Source organism: Streptomyces sp. NPDC052109, from assembly GCF_040680195.1.
Lineage (GTDB): Bacteria > Actinomycetota > Actinomycetes > Streptomycetales > Streptomycetaceae > Streptomyces.
The window spans coordinates 340,460-362,146 of sequence record NZ_JBFAWF010000005.1 but is presented as its reverse complement, the minus strand read 5'-3'; the positions used below and the strand labels follow the sequence as shown (position 1 = coordinate 362,146).

The 21,687-nt window shown below is 72.3% G+C and carries 22 protein-coding genes and 1 pseudogene; 11 read left to right on the top strand and 12 right to left on the bottom strand.

Features of this window, described 5'->3' with window-relative positions; all coding sequences use genetic code 11:
* Positions 1 to 78: 78 nt before the first annotated feature.
* Complete coding sequence (locus AB0L59_RS14565; RefSeq protein WP_365582697.1) at positions 79 to 1,881, top strand: NAD-binding protein; 1,803 nt, start codon at positions 79 to 81, stop codon at positions 1,879 to 1,881.
* Positions 1,882 to 1,933: 52 nt separating this feature from the next.
* Here AB0L59_RS14565 and AB0L59_RS14560 read toward each other — a convergent pair whose 3' ends face one another.
* A complete protein-coding gene (locus AB0L59_RS14560) occupies positions 1,934 to 3,751 on the bottom strand; it encodes a prolyl oligopeptidase family serine peptidase (protein ID WP_365582695.1) in 1,818 nt (605 codons plus the stop codon).
* 84 nt (positions 3,752 to 3,835) lie between these two features.
* On the opposite strand from AB0L59_RS14560, the gene AB0L59_RS14555 reads away from it, so the two are divergent.
* Entirely contained in the window at positions 3,836 to 4,678 is an 843-nt protein-coding gene (locus AB0L59_RS14555; RefSeq protein WP_365582693.1) for a class I SAM-dependent methyltransferase, read from the top strand.
* A 47-nt stretch (positions 4,679 to 4,725) separates the two neighbouring features.
* Entirely contained in the window at positions 4,726 to 5,517 is a 792-nt protein-coding gene (locus AB0L59_RS14550; RefSeq protein ID WP_365582691.1) for an SURF1 family protein, read from the top strand.
* A gap of 174 nt (positions 5,518 to 5,691) precedes the next feature.
* Here AB0L59_RS14550 and AB0L59_RS14545 read toward each other — a convergent pair whose 3' ends face one another.
* The 4 genes from AB0L59_RS14545 to AB0L59_RS14530 all read right to left on the bottom strand — a co-directional run bounded on the left by AB0L59_RS14545 (position 5,692) and on the right by AB0L59_RS14530 (position 10,275).
* Positions 5,692 to 6,789 (bottom strand): hypothetical protein, encoded by a 1,098-nt coding sequence (locus AB0L59_RS14545; protein ID WP_365582690.1) that lies wholly within the window; start codon positions 6,787 to 6,789, stop codon positions 5,692 to 5,694.
* Positions 6,790 to 6,917: 128 nt separating this feature from the next.
* Positions 6,918 to 7,601 carry a SigE family RNA polymerase sigma factor gene (locus tag AB0L59_RS14540; protein ID WP_365582688.1) on the bottom strand — a complete coding sequence of 228 codons (684 nt, stop codon included), beginning with the start codon at positions 7,599 to 7,601 and terminating at the stop codon, positions 6,918 to 6,920.
* 315 nt (positions 7,602 to 7,916) lie between these two features.
* The gene (locus tag AB0L59_RS14535; protein ID WP_365582686.1) at positions 7,917 to 8,975 is read right to left on the bottom strand and encodes an aspartate-semialdehyde dehydrogenase; all 1,059 of its coding nucleotides are present in this window, start codon (positions 8,973 to 8,975) and stop codon (positions 7,917 to 7,919) included.
* A gap of 28 nt (positions 8,976 to 9,003) precedes the next feature.
* A complete protein-coding gene (locus AB0L59_RS14530) occupies positions 9,004 to 10,275 on the bottom strand; it encodes an aspartate kinase (RefSeq protein WP_365582684.1) in 1,272 nt (423 codons plus the stop codon).
* A 193-nt stretch (positions 10,276 to 10,468) separates the two neighbouring features.
* On the opposite strand from AB0L59_RS14530, the gene AB0L59_RS14525 reads away from it, so the two are divergent.
* A complete protein-coding gene (locus AB0L59_RS14525; RefSeq protein ID WP_365582683.1) occupies positions 10,469 to 11,197 on the top strand; it encodes a sulfite exporter TauE/SafE family protein in 729 nt (242 codons plus the stop codon).
* Here AB0L59_RS14525 and AB0L59_RS14520 read toward each other — a convergent pair.
* The 3 genes and pseudogenes from AB0L59_RS14520 to AB0L59_RS14510 all read right to left on the bottom strand — a co-directional run.
* Positions 11,187 to 11,539: pseudogene (locus tag AB0L59_RS14520) on the bottom strand (Uma2 family endonuclease); the annotation flags it as partial. The gene AB0L59_RS14525 and the pseudogene AB0L59_RS14520 sit on opposite strands and share 11 nt — an antisense overlap.
* Before the next feature lie 307 nt (positions 11,540 to 11,846).
* The gene (locus AB0L59_RS14515) at positions 11,847 to 12,029 is read right to left on the bottom strand and encodes a DUF397 domain-containing protein (protein ID WP_365582682.1); all 183 of its coding nucleotides are present in this window, start codon (positions 12,027 to 12,029) and stop codon (positions 11,847 to 11,849) included.
* Positions 12,022 to 12,801 carry a helix-turn-helix transcriptional regulator gene (locus AB0L59_RS14510; RefSeq protein ID WP_365582751.1) on the bottom strand — a complete coding sequence of 260 codons (780 nt, stop codon included), beginning with the start codon at positions 12,799 to 12,801 and terminating at the stop codon, positions 12,022 to 12,024. The genes AB0L59_RS14515 and AB0L59_RS14510 overlap by 8 nt, the downstream gene beginning before the upstream one ends.
* Positions 12,802 to 12,897: 96 nt before the next feature.
* Between AB0L59_RS14510 and AB0L59_RS14505 the strand changes: the two genes are divergently transcribed.
* Complete coding sequence (locus tag AB0L59_RS14505; RefSeq protein ID WP_365582680.1) at positions 12,898 to 13,338, top strand: hypothetical protein; 441 nt, start codon at positions 12,898 to 12,900, stop codon at positions 13,336 to 13,338.
* Here the strand turns inward: AB0L59_RS14505 and AB0L59_RS14500 are convergent.
* From AB0L59_RS14500 to AB0L59_RS14490, 3 genes are read right to left on the bottom strand one after another with little or no spacing between them, the layout of a single operon-like run.
* Positions 13,289 to 13,951 (bottom strand): DUF5063 domain-containing protein, encoded by a 663-nt coding sequence (locus AB0L59_RS14500; RefSeq protein WP_365582679.1) that lies wholly within the window; start codon positions 13,949 to 13,951, stop codon positions 13,289 to 13,291. The genes AB0L59_RS14505 and AB0L59_RS14500 overlap by 50 nt on opposite strands.
* Positions 13,944 to 14,543, bottom strand: a complete 600-nt coding sequence (gene recR / locus AB0L59_RS14495) for a recombination mediator RecR (RefSeq protein WP_031164801.1) — start codon at positions 14,541 to 14,543, stop codon at positions 13,944 to 13,946. Before recR ends, AB0L59_RS14500 begins: the two co-directional genes overlap by 8 nt.
* Before the next feature lie 51 nt (positions 14,544 to 14,594).
* A complete protein-coding gene (locus AB0L59_RS14490) occupies positions 14,595 to 14,939 on the bottom strand; it encodes a YbaB/EbfC family nucleoid-associated protein (protein ID WP_365582677.1) in 345 nt (114 codons plus the stop codon).
* A 262-nt stretch (positions 14,940 to 15,201) separates the two neighbouring features.
* On the opposite strand from AB0L59_RS14490, the gene AB0L59_RS14485 reads away from it, so the two are divergent.
* Entirely contained in the window at positions 15,202 to 15,951 is a 750-nt protein-coding gene (locus AB0L59_RS14485; RefSeq protein ID WP_365582676.1) for an SLATT domain-containing protein, read from the top strand.
* Between the two features lie 66 nt (positions 15,952 to 16,017).
* On the opposite strand, the gene AB0L59_RS14480 is transcribed toward AB0L59_RS14485, so the two are convergent.
* Positions 16,018 to 17,964: a protein kinase gene (locus AB0L59_RS14480; protein WP_365582675.1), complete on the bottom strand. Its 1,947-nt coding sequence runs from the start codon at positions 17,962 to 17,964 to the stop codon at positions 16,018 to 16,020.
* Positions 17,965 to 18,175: 211 nt separating this feature from the next.
* Between AB0L59_RS14480 and AB0L59_RS14475 the strand changes: the two genes are divergently transcribed.
* The 5 genes from AB0L59_RS14475 to AB0L59_RS14455 all read left to right on the top strand — a co-directional run bounded on the left by AB0L59_RS14475 (position 18,176) and on the right by AB0L59_RS14455 (position 21,543).
* Positions 18,176 to 19,531, top strand: a complete 1,356-nt coding sequence (locus AB0L59_RS14475) for an aspartate aminotransferase family protein (RefSeq protein WP_365582673.1) — start codon at positions 18,176 to 18,178, stop codon at positions 19,529 to 19,531.
* 86 nt (positions 19,532 to 19,617) lie between these two features.
* A complete protein-coding gene (locus AB0L59_RS14470; protein WP_365582671.1) occupies positions 19,618 to 20,313 on the top strand; it encodes a GntR family transcriptional regulator in 696 nt (231 codons plus the stop codon).
* Between the two features lie 48 nt (positions 20,314 to 20,361).
* The gene (locus AB0L59_RS14465; protein ID WP_365582669.1) at positions 20,362 to 21,012 is read left to right on the top strand and encodes a hypothetical protein; all 651 of its coding nucleotides are present in this window, start codon (positions 20,362 to 20,364) and stop codon (positions 21,010 to 21,012) included.
* Between the two features lie 77 nt (positions 21,013 to 21,089).
* Positions 21,090 to 21,329: a DUF6400 family protein gene (locus AB0L59_RS14460; RefSeq protein WP_365582667.1), complete on the top strand. Its 240-nt coding sequence runs from the start codon at positions 21,090 to 21,092 to the stop codon at positions 21,327 to 21,329.
* Complete coding sequence (locus tag AB0L59_RS14455; RefSeq protein ID WP_365582666.1) at positions 21,316 to 21,543, top strand: hypothetical protein; 228 nt, start codon at positions 21,316 to 21,318, stop codon at positions 21,541 to 21,543. Before AB0L59_RS14460 ends, AB0L59_RS14455 begins: the two co-directional genes overlap by 14 nt.
* The last annotated feature ends 144 nt before the right edge of the window (positions 21,544 to 21,687 follow it).

Here is a 21,687-nt window from a genome sequence, read left to right as displayed (position 1 = left end):
GGAACCACTCCTCTCCTTGGGGCAGTCTTTTCCCTCGTGGCGAGCGTTCCGTATCAAGGTGGGCCCCGTGCCCCGCACATGGTGGTCTGCGGAGACGACGGGCTCGCGCACCGGCTGGCCGCCGAGTTGCGCGGAGTCTACGGCGAGCAGGTCACCCTGGTGGTACCGCCGAACGAGCGCACCGCCAGACCCCCGGTGGTCGGACGGTCCAGGTCCGCCTCGGCGGCGCTGTTCGACCGTGTGGTCAGCGCCGCGGTCGGCCGCACCGGCACCGGGTCCGGGTCCGGGTCGGCCGCGACGGCCACCGGGACCGGCAGCGGCGGCAACGGCGCCGACGCCGCACGGGTCTTGGAGGCCGCAGAGATCACCGAGGCCGTGCTCGCCGAGGCCGGGGTGGAGCGGGCCGCCGCGCTCGCCCTCGTCTTCGAGGACGACGAGACCAACATCCGCGCCGCGCTGACCGCCCGCCGGCTCAACCCCAGGCTGCGGCTCGTCCTCCGGCTCTACAACCGGCGGTTGGGCCAGCACATCGAGGAACTCCTCGACCAGGCGGCCGCGTTGGCCTTCGGCGACGACGGGGGCGGCCCGGAAGCGTCCACCACCGTGCTGTCCGACGCCGACACCGCCGCGCCCGCGCTGGCCGCCACCGCCGTCGCCGGCACCAGCAAGGTCGTGCAGACCGAAGGGCTGCTGCTGCGGGCCGTCGAACGGCAGGCGGGCAGCGGACTGTGCACGCTCGCTCTGCTCTCCCCGGGCGCGGATCCCGAGGGCGGCGGGGAGCAGGAGCCCCGGCTGCTGCCGGACGACGACGAGGTACAGCAGGCCGGTGGGCGGGCGGCCATGGTGCTGGAGCAGGTGTCGTCGGCGGGCGGCGGGGAGTCGGCCGCGCCCGGCCGGGGCGGGGTGCCGCCGCTCGCCTCGCTGTTCTCCCGGCGGCTGCGGTGGTCCCTGGCGGGCATGGTGGCATGCGTGGTCGCGCTCGCCGTCGCGCTGTGGGTGGTCACCCCCGGCATCCATCCGCTGCGCGCCTTCTACTACACGCTCCTGGACCTGTTCGCGATCGACAACCCGGCCATCGGGGCTCCGCTGGGCCGGCAGATCCTCCAACTCCTCTCCGGACTCGTCGGGTTGCTGCTGCTTCCGGTGCTGCTGGCGGCCGTGCTGGAGGCGCTCGGCACCTTCCGCACCGCCTCCGCCCTGCGCAAACCGCCGCGCGGTCTCGGCGGGCACGTGGTGCTGCTCGGCCTGGGCAAGATCGGCACCCGGGTGCTGACCCGGCTGCGCGAGCTGAACATCCCGGTCGTGTGCGTCGAGTCCGACCCGGACGCGCGCGGACTGGCCACCGCGCGCCGGCTGCGGGTGCCGGTGGTGCTCGGGGACGTCACCCAGGAAGGGGTGCTGGAGTCCGCCAAGATCCACCGGGCGTACGCGCTGCTCGCGGTGACCAGCGCGGACACCACGAACCTGGAGGCCGTGCTGTACGCGCGGAACGTGCGGCCCGATCTGCGGGTGGTGCTGCGGCTGTACGACGACGACTTCGCCACCGCCGTGTACCGCACCCTGCGCGCCGCGTACCCGCACGCCCTCACCCGGAGCCGGAGCGTCACGCATCTGGCCGCGCCCGCGTTCGCCGGGGCGATGCTGGGGCGGCAGGTACTGGGCGCCATCGCGGTGGAGCGCAGGGTGCTGCTGTTCGCCGCGGTCGACGTGGCCGGGCATCCCCAGCTGGAGGGGCGGACCGTACGGGACGCCTTCCGGGCCGGGTCCTGGAGGGTACTGGCCCTGGAGGGCCGCACGGACACGGCACCGGGCCATGTGCTGGACGAGGGGGACCGGGTGGTGGTCGCCGCAACCCGAAGAGGTCTCGCGGAGCTGCGCTGACCACTGCGGCGGTCCCACCCGGCCGCCCCACCCGGCCGCCCCGGCCGTCGGCCTAGAGCGCGCCCAGGTGCCGCGCCGCGAAGTCCATCTCCAGTCTCACCTGCTTGATCCGTTCGTCCACGACCAGGGAGCCGTGACCGGCGTCGTACCGGTACACGTCGTGGGTGGCGCCTCTCGTCTCCAGGCGCTTGACGTAGTTGTCGATCTGGCGGATCGGGCAGCGGGGGTCGTTGACCCCGGCCGAGATGTAGACGGGGGCCTTGACCTGGTCGACGTAGGTCAGCGGGGACGACGCCTCGAAGCGCTCGGGGACCTCCTCCGGGGTGCCTCCGAGCAGGGTGCGGTCCATGGCCTTCAGGGCCTCCATCTCGTCGTGGTACGCGGTGACGTAGTCGGCGACGGGCACGACCGCGATGCCCACCGTCCACGCCGCGGGCTGGGTGCCGAGGCCGAGCAGCGTCAGGTAGCCGCCCCAGGAGGCGCCGGTGAGGACCAGCCGGGCGGGGTCGGCGAGGCCCGAGGAGACCGCCCAGTCGCGGACCGCTGCCACGTCCTCCAGCTCGATCAGGCCGACGCGGTGTTTCAGGGCGTCGGTCCAGGCGCGGCCGTAGCCCGTGGAGCCGCGGTAGTTGATGCGGATCACCGCATAGCCCTGGTCGACCCAGGCGGCCGGGCCCGCGGCGAAGGAGTCGCTGTCGTGCCAGGTCGGGCCGCCGTGCAGGTCGAAGACGGTGGGGAGCGGGCCGGTCGCGCCCGCGGGCTTCTGGACCAGGGCGTGGATGCGGCCGCCGGGGCCCTCCACCCAAGCGTCCTCCACCGGCACCGACGGCGGGCAGGCCATGCCCGGCGGGTCCAGGACCACCCCGCCGGAGGTGGAGCGCACCGCCGGGGGCTCGGCGGCCGACGACCACAGGTACTCGACGCTCCCGTCGGGGCGGGCCGTGGCGCCGGAGACGGTGCCGGGCGGGGTGGGGATGCGGGTCAGCTCGCGGGTCGCCAGATCGAGGCGGAACAGCTCGCTGCGGGCCTCGAACCCGTGGGCGACGAGGAGGGCGGAGCCGTCCGGATACCACTCGGCGCTGACGTCGCCCGGCAGGTCCAGGGCGAGGTCGGTCTCCTCGCCCGTGGCCACGTCCCACACCAGCGGCTCCCAGCGGCCCCGGCGCTGGTGGCCGATGAGCAGGCGGGTGTCGCCGTCGACCGGCGCGAAGCCGAGCACCTCCAGGCCCAGCTCCTCGGTTCCGCCCCTGGTGTCGTCCAGCTCGGCGACCGGTGTGCCGTCCGGGCGCAGCACGCGCAGCGCCGCGTGCATGGCGTCGCCGTGCTCGGTGTGCTCGACGGCGATCAGGGAGCCGTCGTGCGAGAGGTCGCCGACGCCCGCCGACTCCCGGTGGCGGTAGATCTCGACCGGGTCCTCGCCCTGGCGCGCGAGGTGGATCGTCGTACCGTCCTCGTCCGTGGAGCGGCCGACGACCGCCGTGCGGCCGTCGCGGGCCAGGGCCAGGCCGGCCGGGTAGGAGGGGTCGAGGCCGGGGACGGCCGCCTCGGCCTCCCCGCCCGCGAAGGGCTGGCGGCGCCAGATGCCGAACTCGTCACCGTCCTTGTCGTCGAACCACCAGATCCAGGCGCCGTCCGGGGAGAGCACGCCGTCCGTCGTGCCGTTCGGCCGGTCCGTCGCCTGGCGCTGCTCGCCCGTCGCCCGGTCCCAGGCGTACAGCTCGTACGTCCCCGTCGCGTTCGACACGAACAGGGAGCGGTGCGGCGCGTCCTCCGCCCAGTCGGGCAGCGACACCCGCGGCGCCCGGAAGCGCCTCTCCCAGTCCGGCATGCCGGACGCGTCCCGCGCGCCCGGCCCGTTGCTCTCACTCATCGCCCCAGTCATGCCGCCCATACTGCCTGGCCGCGCCGACAATTGGGTGGCGGGTGTGCGCAGCCTGTGGATAACTTCCCGGCCATGAGCACCCAGATCGACCATCAGTCCGCTCCCGACCGCTGGCGCGAGGACAACCGGGCCATGTGGGACGAGCGGGTCCCCGTGCACGTCGCCGGCGAGTACTACGACCTGGACGGCTTCCGGGCCCGCCCGGACGTCCTGCGGGACTTCGAGACGGACGAGGTCGGCGACGTCACCGGCAGGACGCTCCTGCACCTGCAGTGCCACATCGGGACCGACACGCTCTCCTGGGTCCACCGGGGCGCCGCCCGCGTCGTCGGCGTGGACTTCTCCGCCCCGGCCGTGGCGGCCGCCCGCTCCCTCGCGGCCGACCTCGGCCACGGCCCCGAGCGCGCCGCCTTCGTCACCAGCGACGTGTACGACGCGGCCGGCGCCGTGCCCGAGGCGTCGTACGACATCGTCTACACCGGGCTCGGCGCGCTGTGCTGGCTGCCCGACATCCGCCGCTGGGCCGAGGTGGCCGCCTCGCTCGTGGCGCCCGGAGGGTTCCTCTATCTCGCCGAGTTCCACCCGATCACCGAGACCCTGGACGACGCGACCGGCTCGCGGATCGTGCGCGACTACTTCTCCCGTGACGCCCGGGTGTACGAAGAGCCCGGCACCTACGCCGACCTCGCCGCCGCCACCGTCCACAACCGCAGCGTGGAGTGGCAGCACACCCTCGGCGACGTCGTCTCCGCCCTCGCCGCGACCGGGCTGCGGATCGAGTTCCTGCACGAGCACGACGTGTCGCTGTTCCCGCGCTTCGAGAACTTCGAGGTCCGCGACGGCTACCACCGCTTCCCGGCGGACCGCCCGCGCATCCCGCTGATCTACTCGCTCAAGGCCACGAGGAGCCGATAGCCGACCCGCGGGCAGGTGCCCGGCGGCGGCGCCGTACCTTGGAAGGCGTGTACCGGTTTCTGCTGACACCCCGCTGGTGGGGCATCAACGTCTTCGTGCTGCTCGCCATCCCGTTCTGCATCTTCATGGGGTCCTGGCAGCTGAGCCGGTTCGAGGGCCGGGTGCACGACAGTCGCGCCGCGACGAAGCAGGCCGCGTCCGACCAGCACGAGACCGCGCGTCCGCTGGCCTCGATGCTGCCCGTCGACACGGCCACCTCGGGCCGCCGGGTCACCGCGCGCGGGCACTACGGCACGCAGCTGCTGGTGCCCGGCCGGCAGCTCGACGGCAGGAACGGCTTCTACGTCCTCACCCTGCTGCGCACCGACTCGGGCAAGGCCCTGCCCGTGGTCCGGGGCTGGCTGCCGGGCAAGGCCGACGCGGCGAAGGCGCCCGCGCCGCCGGCCGGTGAGGTCACCGTCACCGGGGCCCTGCAGGCGTCCGAGACGCCCGGGGACGACGGGGTCAGCGCGCAGGGCGGGCTGCCGGCGGGGCAGACGGCGGCGATCAGCTCGGCGTCGCTGGTCAACCTGGTGCCGGACAAGCTGTACGACGCCTGGGTGACCCTCGACAAGGCCGACTCCGGGATGAAGGCCGTGCCCGCGACGGCGCCGGAGGGCACCGGGCTGGACCTGAAGGCGTTCCAGAACCTCGGCTACACCGGCGAGTGGTTCGTCTTCGCCGGCTTCGTGGTGTTCATGTGGTTCCGGCTGGTACGGCGCGAGGCCGAGGCCGCGCGGGACGCCGCGCTGGGCCTGGTGCCGGAGGAGCCGGCCCAGGAGCCGGTGGTCAGCGGCTGACCGGTACCGCTGCGGACCGCCCTTCGACCGCGGGTCCGCCGCGGCTGGTCGCGCGGCTCCCCGTACGCCCGGGGAACCGCGGTGCCGCCGGCTGCGCAGTGCGCCGCCGCTGGGCGACGGCGGAGGCACCCGCACGCGCGGCCCGGCGCCCCCGGCCGCAGCACTACGGCGCTTCTACGCCCCCGCCAGCACCCCGGTGTAGACGACGGTCCCCGCGCACTCCCCCGCCACGGTCGCCGTGGCCGAGGGCGAGCCCCCCTGCGCGATGTGGGTGATCTGCACGCTGCCGTCCGCCGTGCCGTCCGCGGTCATCAGCTGGGTCGTGGTGCCCGCCGACGTGCTCCCGCCGTCCGCCGGACCGCCGGTGGCACTCGCGCCCTGGGTGGGCGTCGGATCCGGTGACGCGCCGCCGGTGTCGGTGCCGCCGGTGGTGCTGTCGCCGCCGGTGGTGGGGCAGGTCTCCGAGGGTACGAAGGCGAACTTCTCCTCGTAGGCCGCGCCGGGCTGCAGGACCAGCCCGGTGACCTCCAGCGAGGGGTCGGGCAGGCCGGTCGCCGCGTCCCCGGCCACGTGCCGGGCGGTGCTGATCTTGGCCTGGTCGGCCGCGCCCACCGCGGTCGGGGTGATGGTGCCCGCGCCGTCGACGGTGCAGGCGGTGGTGGAGACGTTGACCACGCGGAAGGTGCCGTAGACCACGCCCGCGGTGTCGGGGGCGTCGGCGGTGCCGGTGGCGGAGCCCAGCTGGGCCGTCGTGCACGACGGGACGCTGCCGGCGGAGAGGCTGGCGGACGGGTTGGCGCCGCCGGTGGAGCCGGGGGAGCCGCCGGTCCTGCCCTTCTGCCCGGGCTTGCCGGTCTCCTTGCCGGGCTTGACGCTCGTGCTGCCGTCGCTCTTCCGGCCGCCCGGGTCGCCGCCCTTGTCCTTGCCCTGCCCGGTGCCGCCCTGGGCCTGCGAGGACTGGCCCGCCATGGCGGTGTTGGGGTCGGAGCCGCCCGAGTCGGAGACGTGCACGAGGGCGGGGATGGCGGTGCCGATGAACAGGGCCGCGGCGGCCATGCCGACGGCGGCCTGCCGCTTGCGGGCCCGCCGCGCGGGGACGGCCCGGCGCAGGTGATCCAGGGTGCCGGTGCGCGGCTCCATGTCGTCGACCGCGGAGTGCAGCAGGCGGCGCAGGACCAGTTCGTCGGCGCCCAGCCCGTCGGCATCGGCACCGGGCCCGTCGGGGCCCTGGTCGAGCCTCTCGGGGCCCTTCTCGTCGGGGCCGTGGTTCACAGTTCCGTTCCCAGCGTGCGATTGCGTGTGATCTTGCTCGTCCCGCTTCGTCGGTTCGTGCCAGGCGAAGGGCTCGTGACGTTCGTGGGAATGGCGTTCATCGGCATCGCCCCCTCCGGCGCGCGCGCTCATGCCGGTGTCCCCATGGCCACCCGCAGCGCGGCGATGCCCCGCGACCCGTACGCCTTCACCGAACCCAGCGAGATCCCGAGGGTCTCGGCGACCTGGGCCTCGGTCATGTCCGCGAAGTAGCGCAGGACCAGGACCTCGCGCTGGCGGCGCTGCAGCCCCTTCATCGCCTTGATGAGGTCACGGCGCTCCAGCTGGTCGTAGGCGCCCTCCTCGGCACTCGCCATGTCCGGCATCGGCTTGGAGAGGAGCTTCAGGCCGAGTATGCGGCGGCGCAGCGTGGACCGGGAGAGGTTGACGACCGTCTGCCGCAGGTAGGCGAGGGTCTTCTCGGGGTCGCGGACGCGCTTGCGGGCCGAGTGCACCCGGATGAAGGCCTCCTGGACGACGTCCTCGCAGGAGGCGGTGTCGTCCAGGAGCAGCGCGGCGAGGCCGAGCAGGGAGCGGTAGTGCGCCCGGTAGGTCTCGGTGAGGTGGTCGACGGTCGTACCGGCGGCCTCGGTCACCGCGGTGGCCGCGGCCTCCTCGCCGCCGTCACGCTGACTGGGTATGCGGGCGGGCCGCGCTGCGGGCATGGGCGCGATCACCGGCATGCCGCCGGGCATGCGGGGCCGGAGCGCCGCACGGGGCGGCCTGAGGGCCGCTGTGCCGCGGGCCGCGCTGAGTTCGAGTACCTCTGCCACGCCAGTTGGACACGTCTACCCCCGCGAGGGTTGTACGTGCCGGGCGTCACATGTGCGACGACCGGCGGTGCCTCGAGTGCCGTCATGCGTCCCGCTCTTCCCCTATGTCCGATATGGGCGGGCGTCCCCACACCCGGCCCGCTGGCGCCCCACGTCCGAAGAGTGACCGCAAAGACGCTCCCCGCCCTCCGCACGGTTGCGGGGGGCGGGGAGAGAAATCCTCTGTTGCCCTGGGCAATGGTTTCAAGTGGTTCGGACCATGCTCCCGGCCACACTTCTTACGCAGATCCTATAAAGCTCTTGTCGGACCCCGACTTACCGGTCGGTCCGCTCCGCCACCACCAGCTCGGCGATCTGCACGGTGTTCAGCGCGGCACCCTTGCGGAGGTTGTCGCCGCACACGAAGAGTTCGAGCGCGGTCGGATCGTCCAGCGCCCGCCGCAGCCGGCCCACCCAGGTCGGGTCGGTGCCCACGACGTCCGCAGGCGTGGGGAACTCCCCGGCGGCCGGATCGTCGCACAGCACCACACCGGGCGCGGTCGCGAGGATCTCCTGGGCACGGTCGACCGTCACCTCGCCCTGGAAGCGGGCGTGCACGGTCAGCGAGTGAGTGGTGACCACCGGGACGCGTACACAGGTCACGGCGACCGGCAGCCGCGGCAGCCCGAGGATCTTGCGGGACTCGTCGCGGACCTTCATCTCCTCCGACGACCAGCCGTCCTCCCTCAGCGACCCGGCCCACGGGACGACGTTCAGCACGACCGGCTCCGGGAACGGCCCGGTGTCCTCCCCGACGGCCCGCCGTACGTCGCCGGGCTTGGTGCCCAGCTCGGTCCCGGCCACCAGGGACAGCTGGGCCCGCAGCGTCTCCACGCCGGCCCGCCCGGCCCCGCTCACCGCCTGGTACGACGACACCACCAGCTCGCGCAGCCCGAACTCGGCGTGCAGCGCGCCCAGGGCGACGATCATCGTCAGGGTCGTGCAGTTGGGGTTGGCGACGATCCCGCGCGGGCGGACCCGCACGGCGTGCGGGTTGACCTCGGGCACCACGAGCGGCACCTCGGGGTCCAGCCGGAAGGCGGCGGAGTTGTCGACGACGACCGCGCCGCTCGCGGCGGCGATCGGCGCCCACTGCGCGGCGACCTCGTCCGGCACGTCGAACACGGCGATGTCGACCCCGTCGAAGGCCCCCTCGCTCAGGGCCACCACCTCGACCTCCTCGCCGCGCACGGCCAGCTTGCGGCCGGCCGAGCGCGGGGAGGCGATCAGGCGGATCTCGCCCCAGACGTCCGCGCGCTGGGACAGGATCTGGAGCATGACCGCGCCGACGGCTCCGGTCGCTCCCACGACCGCGAGCGTCGGCTTGCCGGTCATCGTCGTACGCCTCCGTACGTGGCGACGGTCATCGGCCGGTGCCGCCGTAGACGACGGCCTCGTCCGTGTCGGAGTCGAGCCCGAAGGCGGTGTGCACGGCACGGACGGCCTCCGGCACGTCGTCCTTGCGGGTGACGACCGAGATGCGGATCTCGGAGGTCGAGATCAGCTCGATGTTCACGCCCGCGTCGGACAGCGCCTCGAAGAAGGAGGCGGTGACGCCCGGGTTGGTCTTCATACCGGCACCGACCAGCGAGATCTTCCCGATCTGGTCGTCGTACCGAAGCGAGTCGAAGCCGATGCCCGGCCGGTTCTTCTCCAGCGCGTCGATGGCCTTGCGGCCCTCGGTCTTCGGCAGCGTGAAGGAGATGTCCGTCAGGCCCGTGGAGGCGGCGGACACGTTCTGCACGACCATGTCGATGTTGATCTCGGCATCGGCGATGGTCCGGAAGATCGCGGCGGCCTCACCCGGCTTGTCCGGCACGCCGACGACCGTGATCTTGGCCTCGGAGGTGTCGTGCGCGACACCGGAGATGATGGCCTGCTCCACCTTCTGGTCCCCAATCGGCTCACTGCTGACCCACGTCCCCTGCAGTCCGCTGAAGCTGGACCGGACGTGGATCGGGATGTTGTAGCGGCGGGCGTACTCCACACAGCGGTGGAGCAGCACCTTGGAGCCGGAGGCCGCGAGCTCCAGCATGTCCTCGAAGGAGATCCAGTCGATCTTCTTCGCCTTCTTCACCACGCGCGGGTCGGCGGTGAACACGCCGTCGACGTCGGTGTAGATCTCGCAGACCTCGGCGTCGAGCGCGGCGGCCAGCGCCACGGCCGTGGTGTCGGACCCGCCGCGGCCGAGCGTGGTGATGTCCTTCTTGTCGGCGCTGACGCCCTGGAAACCGGCGACGATCGCGATGTTGCCCTTGTCCAGCGAGTCCCGGATCCGGCCCGGCGTGACATCGATGATCCGGGCTTTGTTGTGGACCGAGTCGGTGATGACGCCTGCCTGGCTGCCGGTGAAGGACTGGGCCTCGTGGCCCAGGTTTTTGATCGCCATGGCCAGCAGGGCCATGGAGATCCGCTCTCCGGCGGTCAGCAGCATGTCGAACTCACGTCCGGCAGGCATCGGAGAAACCTGCTCGGCGAGATCGATCAGCTCGTCCGTCGTGTCGCCCATCGCGGAAACGACGACGACAACCTGGTTGCCGTTCTTCTTCGCTTCCACGATCCGCTTGGCGACGCGCTTGATGCCCTCGGCATCGGCTACGGAGGAGCCTCCGTACTTCTGCACGACAAGGCCCACGTGCGCTCCTCGCTCGGTTCGTTTGTGTCGGCTCAGTCTAACGAGCGCCCGAATTCCACCACCCTGCTCCCGCATGGTGAGACGTCGGCCGGTCGCTCCGGAAGGGCTCTTGCCCATCGCACGGGGGACCACGCGGAAAGTGCCCCGGGTCACAGTGAGCACCGCTAGCGTTCGGCGATGAGGGGAGCATGACATGACGGAAGGACTGCTCGCCGGGATCGTCCTGCTCGGCGGATGCGTGCAGTGGCTGACCGGCATGGGCTTCGCCCTGGTCGCCGTACCGGCGCTGGTGCTGCTGCTCGGCCCCGCCGACGGGGTGGTGCTGGCCAACTGCGCCGCCGGGGCCATCAGCGTCGTCGGCCTCGCGGGCGGCTGGCGCCGGGTCCGCGCGGCGGCGATGGTCCCGCTGTGCGCCGCGGCGGCCTGCACGGTGCCGCTGGGCGCCTGGACGACCCGCCAGCTTCCCCGCCCCGTCCTGCTGTTGGTGATGGGCGCCCTGGTCACCGCGGCCGTCCTGCTCGTGATGCGCGGCGCCCGTGTCACCGCCCTGCGGGGCGGCAAGGGCGCGGTGACCGCGGGAGCGTTGGGCGGCTTCATGAACGCGGCGGCGGGCGTGGGCGGCCCCCCGGTGTCCCTGTACGCCCTCAACGCGGGCTGGACGATACGGGAGTTCGTGCCCAACGCCCAGTTCTACGGCGTCGCCGTCAACGCGTTCTCCGTCGCCGCGAACGGCACGCCCCGGCTGACCGGGGTCCAGTGGGTGGCCGTCTGCGCCGCGATGACGACCGGCGCGGTGATCGGCCACGCCATCGCCGGCCGCATTCCGGAGCACCGGGCCCGCCACCTCGTCCTGCTGCTGGCCCTGGCGGGCGGCGCGACGGCGATGACGAAGGGGCTGTGGGGGATGTGGCTCAGTCGCTGAACTCCTTGAGCGGCTCGGTGTCCAGGGTGATGTTCACCGGGGCGGGGAGCTGGACGGAGGCGCCGAAGGGCAGCTTCTACTGAGGAGGTAGACGGGGATTCCGGCGGCGGCGTAGCCGTCGGGCTTCTCGACACGGTCGCGCTGGTGTGTGTCGGAGTCGTGCGACGTGACTTCCACCGCCATGAGCGCACCCGGCGCATCGGACCAGTCCCCGTGCCCCACCGGAAACCCGAAGGGCGCCGGAAGTCCGTCCGGACGGGCCCGGCCCTTCCGATAGCGCTCGACCTTCAAGCCACGGTCGCCATAGAGCCACAGCTCGGGGCGATGCTGCATGCACAGCCGCTCTGCACGCTCATACGCCCTCCCACAGCGCCTTGCCCCCGGGTGAGCGCAGCCCGCCCGCCGCCCGCACCTGGGCCGCCCAGCGGTGCACCTCCTCGGCGCTGGGGGCCGGCCCGGAGCCGGTGTTGGCGCACCGACCGGGGACGATCTATTGCCGCGAAACCAGAGCGGCTTTACGCTCCGGCGCAAGCTGATCACGCAACGTCACCCGTTCGAAGCAGGCGACTTCAACTCAGGTTCAGGCTTGGTTGCTTGGGGGGATTTCACACAACCCAGAACCCAGGGGGAAGGGCTCGAAGCCCGAGGCTCAAGCCCCGGGCCGAAGTGCGGAGACGAACGCCGACCAGGCGGGGGTGGGGAGGTGGATCTCCGGGCCGGCCGGGTCCTTGGAGTCGCGGATGCGGACGCGGGTCGCGAAAGCGACTTCGAGGCAGTTGCCGCCCTCATTGTCGCTGTAGCTCGACTTGAACCACGTGAGCTGGTCAGTCATGGCGATCCACCATCCGCTCGATGAAACAGGACGACTCAACGGGGCTGAGAGCCTGTGCGCGGATCATGCTAAGCCGCCCGGTCACCCGGCTGACAACCTCCGGATCGGCCGTAAGTTCGCTGGCGAACGGGCCTTCCGTGAAGGCGAATCGGTCGTGGTCTCGAACCTCCAGCAGAACCATGGGCCCCAAGTGCGCGTCACTCAGGGACCGTTCGAACGGCATCACCTGCACGTCGACATTCCGCAGGCGGGACGCCTCCAGCAAGTGGCGAAGTTGATCGGCGTCCACGAACGGACCGCGCAGGGCTGCTTCGTGGAGGACGAAGCTGAGGGCCACCGGCGGTTTCCTCTGGGTGAGGATCGTCTGCCGCTCGATCCGCGCCAGGATCCGCTTCTCGACCGTCTCCTCATCCAGAGGGGGGTAGCGGTTCTCGATGAGAGCGCGTACGTACGCCTCGGTCTGCAACAGCCCGGGGACCAGCATCGTCTCGTACGACCAGAGACCGATCGCCTCCCTCTCCCGCTCCATGAACTCCTGAGCCCGGGGCGGGAACTTCTCCCTGCTCAAGTAGTCCTTGGCCGCGCTCAGCATCCCCTCCGCCCGGCACAACTCATCGGCCACGTCGAGGATTCGGGGGGTCGGCATGCGTACCCCTTGTTCCATCGCCTTGACGGTGTCCGGGGAGTAGTTGGACGCGGCGGCCAGTTGCTCGCGGCTGATGTTGGCCTTCGTGCGCCAGCGTTTCATCTGGTTCCCGCTGAAGCGCCACATGGGCGGCGACTGGGACACCGCATGCACCTCCGACCGGTACACCCCGCCGTGTATCACCTGGGTCACTACCGAGGGTAGCCGCACCGGCGGCAGCGTGTGACCATGACGAACGGAATTCACCGGCCCGCCTGGGTCCCCCTCCGCGGGCACCGGCTCCGCGTGGCCGGCGTGCACTTCGACGCCGTGCGGATCGAGGGGAGATGGGGAGAGGCCGTCGCCGACTGGCTGGTCGAGCGCGGGGACGGGGACGCGGGGCCGATCGTGTGCGAGGGCGGCGGCGGGAAGCGGTGGGTGTACTTCCTGCTGCGCCCGGGGGTCGTGCACCGCTACGACTGGCCGCTCGGCGTGCAGTACTTCGGCCGGCGCAGCGACCGGACCGTCACGTACGTCGGCGTTCCCGCGCTGGACGGCGACACCTGGCCGCTGCGCTGGTACAGCGAGCCGACGCCGTCCGCCCCGTACGTCGATGCGGCGGCACTGCTCGCGGTCACTTACCCTGCCGGACCCCCAGCTGTCCGCCGATCTCCTGCGCCATGACCCGGCCCGCCTCGAACTCCAGGGTCTCGTCGCCCATCGTGGTCTGGTCCGTGTCCAGGCCGTCGAGCTCCTCCAGGGGCTGGTCGAGGCGGACGTGGATGAGGACCGACTGCAGGGCGCGCAGCGTCGCGGAGGCCGTGGGACCCCAGTTGGAGAAGTAGGAGAACTGCCACCACCACAGGGCCTCCGTGGTGCGGCCCGCGCGGTAGTGGGCCATGCCGTGGCGCAGGTCGGTGATCACGTCGGCGAGGTCGTCGGAGATGCGGGCCGGCACCGGGGCCTTGCGGGGCTCGTACGGGTCGAAGACCTCGGAGTAGACGTCGACCGGGTCGAGGAGCCGGGCCAGGTTCTCGCGCAGCTCGTCCACGTCCGGCTCGGGGCCCAGGTCGGGCTCGTAGCGCTCCTCGGGGACGATGTCCTCGTGGGCGCCCAGACGGCCGCCGGCCAGCAGGAGCTGGGAGACCTCCAGGAGGAGGAAGGGGACGGTCGAGCCGGGCTCGTCGCCCCTGGCCACCTCCGTGACGGCCACCAGGAAGCTCTCGATCTGGTCCGCGATCTGGACCGCGAAGTCGTCGGGGTCCCGACCGGTCGCGTGCAGCGTGGCGTCAGACATCTAGGAGTCGTCTCCCCTCGAAGGCGCGGCCGAGGGTGACCTCGTCCGCGTATTCCAGGTCGCCACCCACCGGGAGGCCGCTGGCCAGGCGGGTGACCTTCAGGCCCATGGGTTTGATCATGCGGGCGAGGTAGGTGGCCGTGGCCTCGCCCTCCAGATTGGGGTCCGTCGCCAGGATCAGCTCCGTGACCGTCCCGTCGGCCAACCGCGCGAGAAGTTCTCGTATACGCAGGTCGTCGGGACCCACGCCCTCGATCGGGCTGATGGCGCCGCCCAGGACGTGGTAGCGGCCCCTGAACTCACGGGTGCGCTCGATGGCCACGACGTCCTTCGGTTCCTCCACGACACAGATCACCGAGGGGTCGCGGCGCGGATCGCGGCAGATGTTGCACAGCTCCTCCTGCGCTACGTTCCCGCACGTCGCGCAGAAGCGGACCTTCGCCTTGACCTCCAGCAGGGCCTGGGCGAGGCGCTTCACGTCCGTCGGCTCGGCCTGCAGGATGTGGAAGGCGATCCGCTGCGCGCTCTTGGGACCGACGCCGGGCAACCGCCCCAGCTCGTCGATGAGGTCCTGGACCACGCCTTCGTACACCGGACTGCCCTTCCTGGAGACCTTTCGGTACGTACCGTAGTTGGCCCGGGCTCAGAACGGCAGACCGGGGATGCCCGTGCCGCCGCCGAGGCCCTGGGCCAGCGGGCCGAGCTTCTGCTGCTGGAGCGTCTGCGCGTTCTCGTTGGCCGCCTGCACGGCCGCCACGATCAGGTCGGCGAGGGTCTCGGTGTCCTCGGGGTCGACCGCCTTCGGGTCGATCTTCAGCGCGCGCAGCTCGCCGGCGCCGGTCACGGTGGCCTTCACCAGACCGCCGCCCGCCTGCCCGTCGACCTCCGTGTTCGCCAGTTCCTCCTGCGCCTGCTGGAGATCCTGCTGCATCTTCTGGGCCTGCTGGAGCAACTGCTGCATGTTGGGCTGGCCACCACCGGGGATCACGATCAGCTCCTCTACGTTCTTCTCCTTGGCACGAGCCTACGTGGTCCACCGCGCCGTCGCCCCGCCACTCTTTCGAGTGAGAACAAGGGCAGCCCTATACCTGATCAAGGCCCTCTTCCGAGCGGAAAAGCCGGGAAAGCTCCCTCTTCGCCACCCATTGGGCGGTAGGAAGGGTGCCGCGCGTCGTCATGGAATCGACATGGACTGTCACCCACCGTGACAGCGTCGTGATCGGTGATCAAGGATCAGTAGGGAGTGCCGGGTGGCTCAGCCGGAGATGCAGCCCGAGGGTCCGCCACAGGACGGGCGGGGCGAGGGCGCGGCCGGGCTGCGGCCGGGCGATCTGACGGGGCGGGCCTTTCCGCTCGGGGACTGGGGGGAGCCCGCCGAGCGGCTCGATGAGCTGTACCGGTGGGTGGAGCGCGGGGCGCTGCAGACGGCGTCCTGGTATCTCCGGGACCGGGTGTGGAAGCGGCGCGGCGCCCAGGCGCTGCGCTCGGGCGCCGCGGCGGGCGCGGTGGCCGGTGCCGCTCTGCCGTTGCTGGACCTGACGGGAGCGGCCCGCGGGGTGGCGTCCTGGGGCTGTCTGGCGCTGTTGCTCGCGGTGTCCTGCGTCGGCGTCGACCGGTACTTCGGCGTGACGTCGGGCTGGATGAGGGACGTGGCCACCGCGCAGGCGGTGCAACGGCGGCTTCAGGCGTTGCAGTTCGACTGGGCCTCCGAGAGCATCCGGGAGGTGCTGGGCCCCGCGGAGGGCACGGCGAGCGAGGCGGCCGAGCGGTGCCTGGGGGTCCTGCGGCGCTTCACGGAGGACATGACGGAACTGGTGCGCACCGAGACGACCGACTGGATGGTGGAGTTCCGGACCGGATCGGCGCCGCTGGGCCTCCAGGCGGCCGTGACGTACGTGCCGCGGCAGGAGGCGGCGGGCCCGGGCGGCCGCCTCCCGCTGCCGCCGGCCAACGGCACCCGCCCGAACATGCCCCGTCAGCGGCCGCCGGAGCCCCGGTAGCCACGCCCGGATACGCGCCGGGCCGCCGGTCCCACCGGTCACCGCTCGGCGTACGTCAGACCGTCCTCACTGCTTGGTGTACGTCAGGCTCTCCCCGCCGCTCGCCTTCGCCCGCTTCAGCCTGCCGTCCGACAGCAGGGTGACCTCGGTGGCCTCACCCGGGGAGCAGGAGGAGGCGGGGTCGCCGCTGGTGACGGTGGACGCCCCGATCTCCAACGGGCCGCCCGCGCCGGGCTGTTGGGTGAGCCTGGCCTCGAAGACACAGTGGTACGTCCCACCGCCGGTCGTCGGCCCGTCCGCGACCAGGGTCAGCACGCTGTCGCCCACCTTGCCCTGCCGGATGGTCAGTTGGCGGGTGTTGGTCCCGTCGGCGTTGTCGATCGTCGTCTCCCAGGTGCCCAGATAGGCCTCCGGGACCACCCCGTCCGAAGAGGTGGAGGCGGAGGCGGAGGGCGTGGGACCGGCCGGGCCGGACGCCCCCGAGGTCCCGTCGGCCGCCGCGCCGGAGCTCGTGGTGGGCGCGGGGCCGACGGTCCCGCCGCCCTTCGCGTCGGTCCCGCTGCCGTTCCTCATCAGCGCGTACACCGTCCCGCCCGCACCGAGCGCCACCACCAGCGCGATCACGACGAGCAGCGCGGTGGACCGCCCGCGGCTGCGCTCCGGATCCTGGGCGGCGCCCACGGGCGGCGGTCCGTACGGCGGTGTGGCTCCGGGCCCGCCGCCGTAGGGGGTGTACGACGACTGCGGGTGGCCGTAGGCGGGTCCGGACGGGGGGTAGGTCCGGGGATACGTCGGGGGGTACGTCTGAGGATGCTGCTGCGCGTACCCGTACGCCCCGGGCGCCGCCCCGAACCCGGGCGCCGCCGGTGGCGCCGCAGGCGGCGGGGTCCGGTCCGACGCGACGGTGGGCAGATGATTCCCGGCACCGCCGGCTCCGGGGCCGGCCGCCGCCCCCGGCGCGTTCCCGTCGTCGGAAGCGGCAGCATGCTCGGGCGACGCCCCGGCAGCCGCCGCCGACGCCTGTGTACCGGCAGGGACACCAGCGGGGGCACCCGCAGCAGCACCCGGAGCCGCCCCGCCGTCCCCCTCCGGATCCTCGGCCTCCAGCAACTGCACGGCGTGTCGGCCCAGTTGGGCGACCAGCGCGCCCGGCAGCCAGGGATCCCTGGACCGTCCCCCGGACACGGTGTCCTCCGCCCCCGTCCGCTCCAGCAGGGCGTCCAGCGAAGGCCGGCCCGCCGGATCCTTGCGCAGGCAGTCCCGCACCAGGTCGGCGATGCCCTCCGGCACCCCCTCCAGGTCGGGCTCCTCCTGGGCGATCCGGAACATCAGCGCGTGCGCCCCGCTGGTGGCGCTCCCGAAGGGCAGCGAACCGGTCGCCGCGTACGCCAGCACGGAGCCGAGGCAGAAGACGTCGCAGGCCGGCGTGATCCGGTCGCCCCGCACCTGCTCGGGCGCCATGAATCCCGGCGACCCGACCAGCGACCCGGTCCCGGTCAGCCCCTCCCCGCCCAGCGAGGTCGTCTCCAGGGCCCGGGCGATCCCGAAGTCGATGACGCGCGGCCCGTCGATCGTCACGAGCACGTTCGACGGCTTCAGGTCCCGGTGCACGATCCCGGCCGCGTGGATGTCCTTCAGGGCGTGCGCGAGGCCCGCCGCGAGGATCCGTACCGACCGCTCTGGGAGCGCCCCGTGGTCATGGCCGACGACCTGCTGCAGGCTCGGCCCGGCGACGTACCCCGTGGCCACCCACGGCACCGCCGCCTCGGTGTCCGCGTCCAGCACGGGCGCGGTCCAGTACCCGCCGACCCGCTGTGCGGCCCGCACCTCCTGCCGGAAGCGCGCCCGGAACTCCTCCTGCGCGGCGAGCTCCTCGCGGACCAGTTTCACCGCGACGGTACGACCCCGGTCCGACCGGGCCAGATACACCTGCCCCATGCCGCCCGCGCCCAGCCGCGTCAGCAGCCGGTACCCCCCGATGTGGTGCGGATCCCCCGCCCCCAGCTTCTCCATGGCCGCCCCGCCTTTCCCCCCTGGACGCACATCGCATACGTGTGCAACGGACCGAGAATAGTCCGGCCCCAGAAGGAGTCGCGCGGGCCGCCGTCCACGGTTCCGGGCCGCTCGGCGCTCGTCCCCTTCGACAACCTGTCGCGGAAAGCCCCCGTCCACGGAACAAGACGCCGATAGGACTTCCGCATCGCGGACATTTACGCTCGCGGGCATGACCCCTCAGCCCAATCCCGACGCCGGCGCCGCAGTCAAGGCCGCGGACCGCGCGCACGTCTTCCACTCCTGGTCCGCCCAGGACCTCATCGACCCGCTCGCCGTCGCCGGCGCCGAGGGGTCGCACTTCTGGGACTACGACGGCAAGCGGTACCTGGACTTCACCAGCGGGCTGGTCTACACGAACATCGGCTACCAGCACCCGAAGGTCGTCGCGGCCATCCAGGAGCAGGCGGCGAGGATGACGACCTTCGCGCCCGCCTTCGCGATCGAGGCGCGCTCGGAGGCGGCCCGGCTGATCGCCGAGCGGACCCCCGGCGACCTGGACAAGATCTTCTTCACCAACGGCGGCGCCGACGCCGTCGAGCACGCGGTGCGCATGGCCCGGCTGCACACGGGCCGCCCCAAGGTGCTCTCGGCGTACCGCTCGTACCACGGCGGCACCCAGCAGGCGATCAACATCACCGGCGACCCGCGCCGCTGGGCGAACGACAGCGCCGCGCAGGGCGTCGTCCACTTCTGGGCGCCGTTCCTCTACCGCTCCCGCTTCTACGCCGAGAACGAGGAGCAGGAGACCGCGCGCGCCCTGGAGCACCTGGAGACGACGATCGCCTTCGAGGGCCCGGGCACGGTCGCCGCGATCATCCTGGAGACCGTCCCGGGCACGGCCGGCATCATGGTCCCGCCGCCCGGCTATCTGGCCGGCGTCCGGGAGCTCTGCGACAAGTACGGGATCGTCTTCGTCCTGGACGAGGTCATGGCCGGCTTCGGACGCACGGGTGAGTGGTTCGCCGCCGACCTCTTCGGTGTCGTGCCCGACCTGATGGTCTTCGCCAAGGGTGTGAACTCGGGTTACGTGCCCCTCGGCGGTGTCGCCATCTCGGGCGCGATCGCCGAGACCTTCGGCAAGCGGCCCTACCCCGGCGGTCTGACCTACTCCGGTCACCCACTGGCCTGCGCCGCCGCCGTCGCCACGATCAACGTGATGGCCGAGGAGGGCGTCGTCGAGAACGCCAAGCGGCTCGGCGAGAGCGTCGTCGGCCCGGCCCTGGCCGAGCTCGCCGAGCGGCACCCGAGCGTCGGCGAGGTGCGCGGCGTCGGCATGTTCTGGGCACTGGACCTCGTGAAGAACCGCGAGACCCGCGAACCGCTGGTGCCGTACAACGCCACCGGCGAGGCGAACGCCCCCATGGCCGCGTTCGCCGCGGCCGCCAAGAAGCAGGGGGTCTGGCCGTTCGTGAACATGAACCGGACGCACGTGGTCCCGCCGTGCAATGTCAGCGAGGCCGAACTGAAGGAGGGCCTGGCCGCCCTGGACGCCGCGCTGAGCGTGGCCGACGAGTACACGGAGTAGTACGGCCCGAGGCCCGAACGCGTAAGGTGACGTGCTCGTAAGAGAAAGGCGAGTACGTCACCCACGCGTGAGGAGAGGCCCCGACGATGCCCGGCACCGGCGCCGTGACGCGCAGCACCCTGCGCCGGCAGCTCGCGGACGCGCTCCGTGACGAGGTGCTGGCGGGGCGGCTGCGGCCGGGCCGGGCGTTCACGGTCAAGGAGATCGCGGAGCAGTACGGCGTCTCCGCCACCCCCGTCCGCGAGGCGCTGGTCGAGCTGTCCGCGCAGGGCATCCTGGAGTCCGACGAGCACCGCGGCTTCCGTGTGCCCGAGTACTCCCTCACCGACTACCGGAACATGATCGAGGCGCGCAGCCTGGTCACCGACGGCATGTTCCAGGCCCTCACCACCGGCCATCCCGCCTTCCGCACCCCGGCGGAGGACCCGCGCACGGCCGCGACCCTGGTCACCGTGCGGCGGCGCGGCGAGGAGGCCCAGCGGGCGGCGGCGGCCGGCGACCTGACGGTCCTCATCGGCTACGACCTCCGCTTCTGGCGCGAGCTCAGCGCCCTCTTCGGCAATCCCTACCTCGGCGACTTCCTCAACCGTCTGCGCGTGCAGTCCTGGGTCTGCGCGGTGCAGCACCTGCTCCGCCTGCCCGACCTGCGCGGCCGCCTGTGGGCCGGGCACACCGAGCTGGTCGACGCGCTGGCCCGCCGCGAGGCCGAGACCGCGCGCGGAATCGTCGCCGCCTCCAACGCCCACTCGCTCGCGCTGCTGGAACACCTGACCAACGGGTAAGCGACCGGTACCCTTCCCAGACCACCTTCTGTGTGCGAGGAGCTCTCTTTGGCCTGTGACCTGTGGCTGGTGCCGCTCGTGGACGTGTTGTGCCACACCCCGGACAACCCGTTCGCCGAGGAACTCGCGCAGTACAACAAGGCGCTGGCCGAGGCCGGGTTGCCACCGGTGCCGGTGTACCAGTACATGCCGGGACTGTCCGGCGAGGTCGCCCCGGTGGCCGGCTTCGACTACGACGCCCTGCACTTCCTGCGCCGCGCGTACCTGCTCCAGGTGTGCGGGCTGCCGGTGACCCCGGTGGGCGAACTCGGCGGCGACTACGAGCAGTTGCTGGAGATGTTCGAGTCCACCGCCCAGCAGTCCCACCTGGTCTGGCACTACGACCACGCGGGCGCGTACGTCCCGGTCGACTTCCCGGAGCCGCTGTCGAACGAGGAACTCCTCGCGGGCGGCGGCCCCTTGGGCAGCTCCCAGTCGCTGCTGCGCGAGCTGGAGTACGTCGCCGCGTCGATCGGCATCGACCCGGCCAACCCACCCGCCGCCCCGGCCCCGCCCACGGCCCCCACGGAACTGGAGGAACCGGCCGTCCCGGCGCCGTACGACCCCAGCCCCTTCGCCCGCGAACGGCACGTGTGGCTGGGTCTGCACGCGGCGGCGACCCGGTCCCTGGCGCAGGGTTCGATGATCGTGTTCAGCTGAGTGCCGGGCGGTCGGTCCGGTGTGATTTCACCCACCTGTTCTTGCCGTGGGGCAAATGCCTGCCTACGTTCGGTGGCATGTCCCCCCACGACCCCACCTTCGACTTCAGCGTCGACCTGAGCGCGCACGAGATGCTCCGGCGTACCCACGTCATGGCCGCCCTCGGCCCCGACTGGGACCCCGCGGCGGCGCTGCGCGGCGAAGAGGAGGCGCGTGCGCTGCTCTACTCCGGCCTGGACGCCGAGCAGCAGCGCATCTACGACGAGCTGGTGGCGGCCGGCGTACTCCCGGCGGGACCCGGCGATGCTGCCGCTTGATCCGCAGGCGGACATAGGACGGCGCGCCTGGGTGGCGTGCCCGAACTGTGACGACCGCAGCGGATGCGAGACCTGCCGGCAGGGACGCCCCTGCAGGGCGCACTGGCGCTACCTGCTCTCCAACACCGGAAGCCTGCTGCACCTGCAGTGCCCCTCGTGCACCCACGTCTGGACCCACGAGACCCACTTCGGCGCCACCCGCTCGACCGACTGACGAACCTCCCTGCCGGGCGCCTGATGCGACCGCGGATCGCCGTACCGGCGCCGAGCCGGCCCACCTGGGACACCTCTTCCGGTGCTGCGTCGGCACTGCGTCGAGGCCCGGTGCGGGTCGTCTGCGGACTGACCGGCACGGACC

Bases quoted from the DNA above. Each gene is read 5' to 3' on its own strand.
- AB0L59_RS14455 (WP_365582666.1), top strand. From the start codon at position 21,316: ATGCTGCCGCTTGATCCGCAGGCGGACATAGGACGGCGCGCCTGGGTG.
- AB0L59_RS14500 (WP_365582679.1), bottom strand. From the start codon at position 13,951: ATGTCTGACGCCACGCTGCACGCGACCGGTCGGGACCCCGACGACTTC.
- AB0L59_RS14535 (WP_365582686.1), bottom strand. From the start codon at position 8,975: ATGACCGGCAAGCCGACGCTCGCGGTCGTGGGAGCGACCGGAGCCGTC.
- AB0L59_RS14560 (WP_365582695.1), bottom strand. From the start codon at position 3,751: ATGAGTGAGAGCAACGGGCCGGGCGCGCGGGACGCGTCCGGCATGCCG.
- AB0L59_RS14510 (WP_365582751.1), bottom strand. From the start codon at position 12,801: ATGTGGCGCTTCAGCGGGAACCAGATGAAACGCTGGCGCACGAAGGCC.
- AB0L59_RS14460 (WP_365582667.1), top strand. From the start codon at position 21,090: ATGTCCCCCCACGACCCCACCTTCGACTTCAGCGTCGACCTGAGCGCG.
- AB0L59_RS14515 (WP_365582682.1), bottom strand. From the start codon at position 12,029: ATGACTGACCAGCTCACGTGGTTCAAGTCGAGCTACAGCGACAATGAG.
- AB0L59_RS14555 (WP_365582693.1), top strand. From the start codon at position 3,836: ATGAGCACCCAGATCGACCATCAGTCCGCTCCCGACCGCTGGCGCGAG.
- AB0L59_RS14525 (WP_365582683.1), top strand. From the start codon at position 10,469: ATGACGGAAGGACTGCTCGCCGGGATCGTCCTGCTCGGCGGATGCGTG.
- AB0L59_RS14475 (WP_365582673.1), top strand. From the start codon at position 18,176: ATGACCCCTCAGCCCAATCCCGACGCCGGCGCCGCAGTCAAGGCCGCG.
- AB0L59_RS14565 (WP_365582697.1), top strand. From the start codon at position 79: ATGGTGGTCTGCGGAGACGACGGGCTCGCGCACCGGCTGGCCGCCGAG.
- AB0L59_RS14470 (WP_365582671.1), top strand. From the start codon at position 19,618: ATGCCCGGCACCGGCGCCGTGACGCGCAGCACCCTGCGCCGGCAGCTC.
- AB0L59_RS14480 (WP_365582675.1), bottom strand. From the start codon at position 17,964: ATGGAGAAGCTGGGGGCGGGGGATCCGCACCACATCGGGGGGTACCGG.